This window comes from Vibrio sp. Vb1026 (genome assembly GCF_033338745.1).
GTDB lineage: Bacteria > Pseudomonadota > Gammaproteobacteria > Enterobacterales > Vibrionaceae > Vibrio > Vibrio alginolyticus.
Map to the genome: position 1 here is coordinate 1 of NZ_JAWOTH010000036.1, position 9,164 is coordinate 9,164.

8 protein-coding genes and 1 pseudogene are annotated in these 9,164 nt (G+C 43.9%); 7 read left to right on the forward strand and 2 right to left on the reverse strand.

Going from position 1 to position 9,164, the window contains the following annotated elements:
* The 4 genes and pseudogenes from R7E47_RS23615 to R7E47_RS23630 form a co-directional block, all read left to right on the forward strand.
* Positions 1-71 (forward strand): annotated as a pseudogene (locus R7E47_RS23615) (elongation factor Tu); the annotation flags it as partial.
* A gap of 331 nt (positions 72-402) precedes the next feature.
* Complete coding sequence (locus tag R7E47_RS23620; RefSeq protein WP_005381360.1) at positions 403-591, forward strand: (2Fe-2S)-binding protein; 189 nt, start codon at positions 403-405, stop codon at positions 589-591.
* Between the two features lie 93 nt (positions 592-684).
* Positions 685-1,161: a bacterioferritin gene (bfr, locus tag R7E47_RS23625; RefSeq protein WP_005381359.1), complete on the forward strand. Its 477-nt coding sequence runs from the start codon at positions 685-687 to the stop codon at positions 1,159-1,161.
* A 206-nt stretch (positions 1,162-1,367) separates the two neighbouring features.
* Positions 1,368-2,645 carry a malic enzyme-like NAD(P)-binding protein gene (locus tag R7E47_RS23630; protein ID WP_005381358.1) on the forward strand — a complete coding sequence of 426 codons (1,278 nt, stop codon included), beginning with the start codon at positions 1,368-1,370 and terminating at the stop codon, positions 2,643-2,645.
* Positions 2,646-2,757: 112 nt separating this feature from the next.
* Here R7E47_RS23630 and metJ read toward each other — a convergent pair whose 3' ends face one another.
* The gene (metJ, locus tag R7E47_RS23635) at positions 2,758-3,078 is read right to left on the reverse strand and encodes a met regulon transcriptional regulator MetJ (RefSeq protein WP_005381353.1); all 321 of its coding nucleotides are present in this window, start codon (positions 3,076-3,078) and stop codon (positions 2,758-2,760) included.
* A 225-nt stretch (positions 3,079-3,303) separates the two neighbouring features.
* Between metJ and R7E47_RS23640 the strand changes: the two genes are divergently transcribed.
* From R7E47_RS23640 to metF, 3 genes are all read left to right on the forward strand, one after another.
* Entirely contained in the window at positions 3,304-4,464 is a 1,161-nt protein-coding gene (locus tag R7E47_RS23640) for an O-succinylhomoserine (thiol)-lyase (RefSeq protein WP_005382793.1), read from the forward strand.
* A 15-nt stretch (positions 4,465-4,479) separates the two neighbouring features.
* Positions 4,480-6,888, forward strand: coding sequence for a bifunctional aspartate kinase/homoserine dehydrogenase II (locus R7E47_RS23645; RefSeq protein ID WP_213916229.1), 2,409 nt, complete (start codon positions 4,480-4,482; stop codon positions 6,886-6,888).
* A gap of 262 nt (positions 6,889-7,150) precedes the next feature.
* Positions 7,151-8,053, forward strand: a complete 903-nt coding sequence (metF, locus tag R7E47_RS23650) for a methylenetetrahydrofolate reductase (RefSeq protein WP_005381345.1) — start codon at positions 7,151-7,153, stop codon at positions 8,051-8,053.
* A 70-nt stretch (positions 8,054-8,123) separates the two neighbouring features.
* On the opposite strand, the gene R7E47_RS23655 is transcribed toward metF, so the two are convergent.
* On the reverse strand, positions 8,124-8,663 hold the full coding sequence (locus R7E47_RS23655) for a PadR family transcriptional regulator (RefSeq protein WP_005382791.1): 540 nt from the start codon (positions 8,661-8,663) through the stop codon (positions 8,124-8,126).
* Positions 8,664-9,164 lie beyond the last annotated feature (501 nt).

Sequence of the window (9,164 nt, forward strand, 5' to 3'; positions counted from 1 at the left end):
GTCTACGTTTCGCGATCCGTGAAGGTGGCCGTACAGTAGGTGCTGGTGTTGTTGCTAAGATCTTCGACTAATTCATAACGAATTAAACGAAATCTTGCACTGTTCTTCTTTTTGAAGAAAGCGCATCGAAAAGGGAAGCTTAGGCTTCCCTTTTTCATTTCTAGATTACATTTAGTTATAAGTGTTGAAATAAAAGACGTCACTTTTTCGATTTAAAAACAGAGTTTTACCGGCTTTGTTTCTTAACGCTTTTACTCACCCCTCTTAACCCTTTGATCTTTTCCTGCAGCGGTAAAATCGTTATAACCAAATATTCTGAGCGGACACCATAATGCGACTGGTAACAAGAACTATTCTTGTTTATATTGTTTGTCACAGATTAGTTTTATAGGTTTTTTGAGTATGTACGTTTGTCTTTGCCATGGTGTCTCCGACAAAAAAATTAGGAAGTTGGCGATAGATGAAGGCGTAACAGATATTAAAGGAATCAAAAAGTGCACGGCATTGGGCAGCCAATGTGGTAAGTGCATCAGACAGGCCAAGGAAATTTTAGCGGAAACTAGTTACACGGAATTTAAACAAGCCAGCTAATTGCTGTAAGTATGCAGTAATTATTTGCCTTACATTTTGACACCTTCTCATTTGCTTCTACATTTAAATGAAGCCAAAGAGGAGGGTTTTGTCATGAAAGGCGATCCAATCATCATTCAACATCTCAATAAAGTGCTCGGTAACGAGCTCGTCGCTATTAATCAGTATTTTCTTCACGCCAGAATGTATAAAGACTGGGGCTTAAAGCACCTAGCAGACAAGGAATATCACGAATCTATCGATGAGATGAAGCATGCCGATCATCTAATTGAGCGTATTTTGTTCCTTGAAGGCCTACCGAACCTACAAGATTTAGGTAAGTTGATGATTGGTGAAGATACCAAGGAAATGCTCGAGTGTGACTTAAAGCTTGAAATGGCGGCTATTCCAGATTTAAAAGATGCGATTGCCTACGCTGAAGACATTCGAGATTATGTGTCTCGAGATCTCTTCCAAGATATTCTTGAAGATGAAGAAGAACATGTTGATTGGCTAGAGACGCAACTTGGCTTGATTGAAATGTCTGGTATTGAGAATTATCTCCAAGCGCAATACGTGGACGAAGAGTAACGATACTTTCTGAGTTTGCATACTCCAATAATAGTAAGAAGAAAGAGCACCTGACTCGAAAATCAGGTGCTTAACCCCGTTATCTGGTCTAATCTCTTTTATTATCGGCTTTTTAAGGATATTGCTCGCAATCTTGCCTATGAAGTTTGATTTCTATCCGATAGAATTTATGCCCCCTTACCTAAAAATAAAAAAGAGAAACGTCCATGTCTGAAGACAACCACCAAGCAGCCACTCCAGAAGAAGAACATCGCCAAAAAGCATTGGATTACCATGCTTATCCAACTCCAGGAAAGATTGCTGTCGAACTGACAAAGCCTGCGGAAACGGCGGGTGATCTTGCCCTTGCATACAGCCCTGGTGTTGCAGAGCCAGTGCGTGAAATCGCACAAAACCCGGATAACGTGTACAAGTACACTGCAAAAGGGAACATGGTTGCTGTTATTTCTAACGGTACCGCTATTCTAGGTCTAGGTAACCTAGGTCCACTTGCATCTAAGCCAGTGATGGAAGGTAAAGCGTTACTGTTTAAGCGTTTCGCAGGTCTTGACTCTATTGATATTGAAGTTAAGCACCGCACGATCGATGAATTTGTTGATACTGTTGCGAGCATTGCAGACACTTTTGGCGGTATCAACCTTGAAGATATTAAAGCACCAGACTGTTTTGAGATTGAAAAACGTTTGATTGAGCGTTGTGATGTACCAGTATTCCACGATGATCAACATGGTACTGCTATTGTAACGGCAGCGGGTATGCTGAATGCAATCGAACTTCAAGGTAAGAAACTTGAAGATTCAACAATTGTTTGTCTTGGCGCTGGCGCTGCCGCTGTAGCGTGTATGGAGCTTCTGATCAAATGCGGTGCAATGCGCGAAAAAATCTACATGCTAGATCGGAAAGGTGTGATTCACACTCGTCGTGATGACCTTAATGAATATAAGCAGTTATTTGCGAACAATACAGATAAGCGCACACTAGAAGACGTAATTGAAGGTGCAGATCTGTTCCTAGGTGTATCTGGTCCAAACCTATTGCCAGCGGAAGCGTTGAAGTTGATGGCAGATAAGCCAATCGTATTCGCATGTTCTAACCCGGATCCTGAAATCAAGCCGGAACTTGCTCACGCAGTTCGTGATGACTTGATCATGGGTACTGGCCGTAGTGATTATCCTAACCAAGTTAACAACGTATTGTGTTTCCCATTCATTTTCCGCGGTGCTCTTGATGTGCGTGCAAGTGAAATCAATGATGAAATGAAACTTGCAGCCGTTGAGGCGATTCGTGAGCTAGCAAAAGAGCCTGTACCTGAAGCCGTATTGAAGGCTGCAGGTGTTGATAAGCTAGAGTTTGGTGCGGACTATATTATTCCAAAACCAATGGATTCACGTTTGCTACCACGTGTTGCAAAAGCGGTTGCTCAGGCGGCGGTTAATTCAGGTGTAGCTCGTATCGAGATGCCTGAAAACTACATGGCAGAGTAATATATCTTTCAGATGTGATACACAAAAATGGGACGCTATTGCGTCCCATTTTTTATGTCATTCATTTGGCTCGAGGCAAGAGTTATTACCTGAAACCTCTTATCAGGCTTTTTTATTCTTCGTCGAATGACTCAAATTCGATGCCCATTTCCGTCATCAGCGCTTTTACTTCTGTTGGAATATCATCAGGACGGTCTTTACGAAGGTCTTCATCTGTCGGAAGTGGCTGACCTGTGTACGCGTGCAAAAATGCCTCGCATAGCAATTCACTATTGGTTGCATGGCGTAAGTTATTGATCTGACGGCGAGTACGCTCATCAGTTAGCACCTTTAAAACTTTTAGCGGGATAGAGACGGTAATTTTTTTTACTTGTTCGCTTTTTTTGCCGTGCTCTGCATATGGGCTAATGTATTCGCCATTCCAGTCAGCCATTGCACACCTTCATTTATGTAATCGGTTAAAAATAATTTAGGTGCTGATTTTAGCTGCATTTACCGCCATAAGCAAAGACATATAGACGTCTAGAAGTGTTGACGTCTCATTTTTTGACGAGTAAAGTGAACATAACAGCAAAGGAAGCGTGTTGATCACTTTATGTTACTCATTAGATATAGCGCATTCCTATTTAGAAGTCATTACCCGTGAAAGGATACACCCATGAGCACTCGCAAACCTGCGACCATTGCAGTACGCACTGGTATTGAATCAGACAGCCAATATCATGCTGTCGTTCCACCTATTTATCTTTCCACTAACTATGGTTTTCCTGCTTTTGGTGAAGTGCCCAAGTATGATTACACACGATCTGGTAATCCAAACCGCGGACTGTTGGAAAGTGCGCTATCTGAACTTGAGTCTGGAAAAGGAGCGGTTGTTACTAACTGCGGTACGTCGGCATTAAATTTATGGGTTTCCGCTTTTCTCGGCCCAGATGATCTCATTATTGCTCCTCACGATTGTTATGGTGGTACCTATCGTCTTTTTAATACCCGAGCTAACAAAGGCGATTTTAAGGTTCAGTTTGTCGATCAATCAGACGAACAGGCTTTAGATGCTGCATTGGCACAAAAACCAAAACTCATTTTGCTAGAAACTCCGTCAAACCCTCTGGTTCGCGTAGTGGATATTGCAGCTACTTGTGAAAAAGCGAAACAAATCGGCGCGTTAGTTGCGGTGGACAATACCTTTTTGACACCCGTGTACCAAAAACCTTTAGAGCTAGGTGCGGATTTTGTTATCCACTCCACAACAAAGTACATCAACGGTCATTCGGACGTAATTGGTGGGGTAATCATCACCAACACAGAAGCGCATGCAGAAGAGCTTGCATGGTGGGGTAATTGTATTGGTGCAACGGGCACACCTTTCGATAGTTACATGACACTGCGAGGTATTCGTACGCTTGCTGCTCGTATGAGAGTACATGAAGAGAGCTCACAGCAGGTACTAGCTTACCTACAGAAACAAGCGTTAGTTAAAACTATCTATCATCCAAGCCTGCCGGAACATCCAGGTCACGACATTGCTAAAAAGCAGCAAACGGGCTTTGGCTCTATGTTGAGTTTTGAGTTTGCTGGTTCGTTTGAGCAGTTAAAGGTGTTTGTGAAAGAGCTCCAACTGTTTTCATTAGCAGAGTCATTAGGTGGTGTAGAAAGTTTGATTTGCCACCCAGCATCCATGACGCACCGTGCAATGGGTGAGGAGGCGCTGGCGGAGGCTGGGGTCTCTCATCAACTATTGCGTTTGTCTGTCGGTTTGGAAGATGCACAAGACCTCATCACAGATTTAGAACAAGCGTTCGCTAAAGCTACCCAGTAATAGGAGACGATAACAATGACTGTACAACGTCAGCTGCATAAGTTTGGTGGCAGTAGCTTAGCAAACCCAGAATGCTACTTACGCGTTGTGGGTATTCTCAAGGAGTATTCGACAGAAAATGATCTGGTGGTCGTCTCTGCTGCAGGAAAAACCACTAATCGCTTGATTGAGTTTTTGGAAGGGTTAAATAAAGATGGCCGAATTGCGCATGAAGCGCTTCAAAGCTTGAGACAGTTCCAAACTGAGCTAATAGAAAGCTTGTTGGAGAGTGAAGCAAAAGAAGAGCTGTTAGCTTTATTACATGATGAGTTCAGTACTCTCTCGGAGCTGACTGCACCACTCACTAATGCGCAAAAAGCCGCGGTACTGGGGCACGGAGAAGTATGGTCTGCTCGCCTATTGGCCGCGTTATTATCTCAACGTTCTATCCCTGCGGTTGCACAAGATGCACGAGCGTTTTTACGTGCAGAAGCGGGAACTCAACCAGAGGTTGATCGCGCTCGTTCATACCCTTTAATTAAAGAGATCCTCGCGCAGCATAACCATAAACGTGTGGTAATTACTGGCTTTATGGCTCAGAACGAGGCAGGAGAAACCATTCTACTTGGTCGTAACGGCTCTGACTATTCTGCAACGGTCATAGGCGCGCTTGCTGAAGTCAGTACTGTCACGATTTGGAGTGATGTTGCTGGTGTTTATAGTGCCGATCCACGTTTGGTGTCTGACGCTTGTTTATTACCGTTACTTCGATTGGATGAAGCCAGTGAACTTGCTCGCTTAGCTGCCCCAGTGCTACACAGTCGTACGCTTCAGCCTGTGGCGCAAAGTACCATGGATCTTAATCTCAAGTGTAGCTATCTGCCAGAGTCGGGTTCTACTCGTATTGAGCGTGTATTGGCATCTGGTCGTGGCGCTAAAATTATTACTTCACTGGATGATGTTTTATTGGTGCAGTTGTCTTTCATGCATGGGCACGACTTCGAAAAAACACAGAGTGATGTATTACAAGCGTTGCAGCGCGCGCAATTAGAGCCACTGGCATTTGAAGCTCAATCCGATCAGCACACGCTACGCTTGGCTTACACCGCAGAAATCGCCGGTGGTGCATTGAAACACTTGCAAGAGCTTGCGGTAGAGGCTGAAATTAAGCTAAAAGAAGGTTACTCGCTCTTAGCTGCGGTAGGTGCAGGCGTTACGAAAAACGCCAATCATTGCTTTGGCTTTTATCAGAAGCTAAAGCACTCTTCGGTAGAATTTATCTCTGAAACAGACTCAGGGCTGAGCCTAGTCGCTGTTTTGCGCCGTACTGATACTGAGGCGTTGGTTCAAACGATTCATAGCCAGTTGTTCCAAGCGCAAAAACGCGTGGCAGTGGCTTTATGTGGCAAGGGTAATATTGGTTCTAGTTGGTTAAATTTATTTGCGACGCAAAAAAGTGAGCTCGAAAAACGTCATGGTATGAGCTTTGATCTTGTCGCGGTTGTGGATAGCCAAACCTATTGGTTCGATGAGCAAGGTATTGAGGCGGCGAGTGTAGCTGAACGATTTGATGATGAAAGCATAGCAAACAATGGGGATTGGCTGGCACGTTTGGGAGCACTTAAAAGCTATGATGAAGCCGTCGTGCTTGATGTTACCGCGAGTAAAGAGTTAGCTCAGCGCTACGTAGAAATCGCACAGCAAGGCATTCATTTGATTTCCGCTAACAAAGTGGCCGGTTCCGCAGATAGTCAGTACTACCATCAGGTTCAAGATGCATTCGCTAAAATTGGTCGTCATTGGCTATACAACGCAACGGTTGGTGCTGGGTTACCGATAAACCATACCGTGCGAGATCTTCGTGAAAGTGGGGATGAAATCGTCGCTCTATCGGGTATTTTCTCGGGGACGCTATCATGGCTGTTCCAACAGTTTGATGGTTCTGTGCCATTTAATGATTTAGTCGATCTTGCTTGGCAGCAAGGGTTAACCGAACCTGACCCTCGTTCTGATTTAGATGGCTCCGATGTAATGCGTAAGTTAGTCATCTTGGCTCGAGAGTCGGGCCTAGATATAGAACCAGACAGCGTTAAAGTTGAGTCTTTGGTGCCAGAAGAATTAAGAGAACTGAGCTTAGATGATTTCTTCGATAATGGAGCGTTGTTGAGTGAAATACTTCAAGAGCGTCTGACAAAAGCACAGAGAAACGATCAAGTGCTTCGCTATGTGGCGCGTTTAGAAAAAAATGGTAAAGCAACGGTGGGAGTCGAAGCGTTATCTCGTGAGCACGCGCTCGCCAACTTATTGCCATGCGATAACATTTTTGCCATAGAGAGCAAGTGGTACAAAGATAACCCTCTGGTCATTCGAGGACCAGGCGCAGGCAGAGAAGTGACAGCCGGCGCTATTCAATCCGACCTCAACCGATTGGCTGGTTTATTTTAAAGTTGCGATTGACCTAAAAACCCTGGAATTAATCCAGGGTTTTTTATTCCCCTATCAGTGCCATACTGAAGTCATAACCCGTGCAAAATGGTGAGATGATGCTCAAGTAGAAACTTGAACTATCTTCATTATTAACTTGAGAAAAATTCATAATTACAAGGTTGACATTAAATCGTATTCAATACATTCTGTAGACATATAGACGTCTAAACGTCGATTTTAAGGATTTGTTTTCGTGGCGGAGTGCCGCAGGGAGAGTAAGATGGGATATACGCACGCAGGCCATATCGACGCCTTGAACCAGAATATTGCTGAGTTATCAGATAACATCAATGTATCGTTTGAGTTTTTTCCGCCAAGCAGCGCTAAGATGGAAGAAACACTTTGGAATTCAGTGCACCGTCTTAAAACGCTTCAACCTAAATTTGTTTCTGTGACTTACGGTGCGAACTCCGGCGAGCGTGACAGAACACACTCCATCATTAAAGAAATTAAAGCAACAACCGGATTGGTTGCCGCTCCCCATCTCACTTGTATTGATGCGACTCGTGAAGAGCTGATTAATATTGCCGATGATTATTGGAACAATGGTATTGAAAATATCGTCGCTCTGCGTGGTGATATTCCTCCAGGTGGCGGTGCGCCTGATATGTATGCCTCGGATTTGGTTGAGCTGCTGAAATCACGCCACGATTTCGATATCTCCGTTGCTGCATTCCCTGAGGTTCACCCTGAAGCTAAAAGCGCACAGTCTGACTTATTGAACCTAAAACGTAAGGTAGATGCAGGTGCAAACCGTGCTATTACTCAGTTCTTTTTTGACGTTGAGTCTTACCTGCGATTCCGTGACCGTTGTGTAGCGGCAGGAATTGACGTAGAGATTGTGCCAGGAATTTTGCCTGTATCGAACTTTAAGCAAGCTTCTCGCTTTGCGGCACAGAACAATGTGAAAGTACCAGGATGGATGAGCAAACAATTCGATGGCTTGGATGATGATCCGGTGACTCGCCAGCTTGTAGGAGCTAGCCAAGCTATTGATATGGTGCGTGTACTGAGTCGTGAAGGGGTTAAGGATTTTCACTTCTACACACTAAACCGTGCAGAGATGACTTACGCGTTATGCCATACGTTGGGTGTTCGTCCTCGCGCAGTAGTCGGTGCGTAAACCTAGTTTCAAAAAGATAAAAGGCTTGCCAAGTGGCAAGCCTTTTTCGTTTTATCAAAGCAAAAGGAGTTTAACCAATCACTTCAAGTTCAGTTAGAACTTCTTCTGCCCAAGTGATCCAAGTTTCACGTAACAGTAGGTTACGGCGAAGCGTTAGACGTTCTAGGCGAGCTTGTTTATCTAAAGTTGACGGCGTTGCGTAGTAAGCCGCTTCAATTTCTTTGTAGTGAGAAACCAGTTTGCGAGACTCTTCAACTAGCTCGGCGAGTTGGTCACGGAATGGAGCCGCTGGTTGAACGGCACATGCCATCAATTTCGCTGAAAACTCATCACGAACTGTTGGGTGTGCAGTTGGTTGATCAAACCACTCTCCTAAAGCGCTGCGACCAGCGTCTGTAATGGAGTAAACCTTGCGGTCTGGTTTGCCTTCTTGGGGTTCTAATACGCAAGTAACCAGTTCTTTCTCAGCCATTTTGTTGAGTTCACGGTACACCTGTTGGTGGCTTGCTTTCCAGAAGTAACCGATGCTAGCAGAGAATTCTTTAGTGATATCGTAACCGGTTGCGTCGCGAGTGCTAAGAACAGTTAAGATTACGTGTGGTAATGACATGTCTTCAATCCAAATGGTCAATAAACTTGTAAACAAGCTACTTATACTTTCAGCTGCGCTCTTACTGGCACTTGAGTTTTTTAATGTATAAGTAGCACCAACAATGTTGGTCCTGTCACCTTAAAGCCGTTTATCACCTAGAGAGATGGGGAGTCCCATCAAGGCTGGAGCAGGTATGATTGGATTTATGAGCTCTCAGCAGGAAAGTAGTATATAAATAATAAGCATGAAGTGGAATAGTAGGACAAAATTACCCTAAAAAACTAACATAATAATCAATAGTGTTAACTTGTGGTTTTTTATTCTTTTATTTTGGTATTTTTTGGGTCTCTAGTGGTATATTTAACTGCCTTTGTTTTGGTGCGATTATCCTGTGATAAAAAAAAGCTGAGCATTTGCCCAGCTTTTTATTAAAAATGTGTGTCGTCCTAAATAAGGTTGACACTTTCCACCCCAAAATTGGAGAGTGTTATGAAATCAACAACTAAAAGAACTCAGCGC

Bases quoted from the DNA above. Each gene is read 5' to 3' on its own strand.
- R7E47_RS23620 (WP_005381360.1), top strand. From the start codon at position 403: ATGTACGTTTGTCTTTGCCATGGTGTCTCCGACAAAAAAATTAGGAAG.
- bfr (WP_005381359.1), top strand. From the start codon at position 685: ATGAAAGGCGATCCAATCATCATTCAACATCTCAATAAAGTGCTCGGT.
- R7E47_RS23630 (WP_005381358.1), top strand. From the start codon at position 1,368: ATGTCTGAAGACAACCACCAAGCAGCCACTCCAGAAGAAGAACATCGC.
- metJ (WP_005381353.1), bottom strand. From the start codon at position 3,078: ATGGCTGACTGGAATGGCGAATACATTAGCCCATATGCAGAGCACGGC.
- R7E47_RS23640 (WP_005382793.1), top strand. From the start codon at position 3,304: ATGAGCACTCGCAAACCTGCGACCATTGCAGTACGCACTGGTATTGAA.
- R7E47_RS23645 (WP_213916229.1), top strand. From the start codon at position 4,480: ATGACTGTACAACGTCAGCTGCATAAGTTTGGTGGCAGTAGCTTAGCA.
- metF (WP_005381345.1), top strand. From the start codon at position 7,151: ATGGGATATACGCACGCAGGCCATATCGACGCCTTGAACCAGAATATT.
- R7E47_RS23655 (WP_005382791.1), bottom strand. From the start codon at position 8,663: ATGTCATTACCACACGTAATCTTAACTGTTCTTAGCACTCGCGACGCA.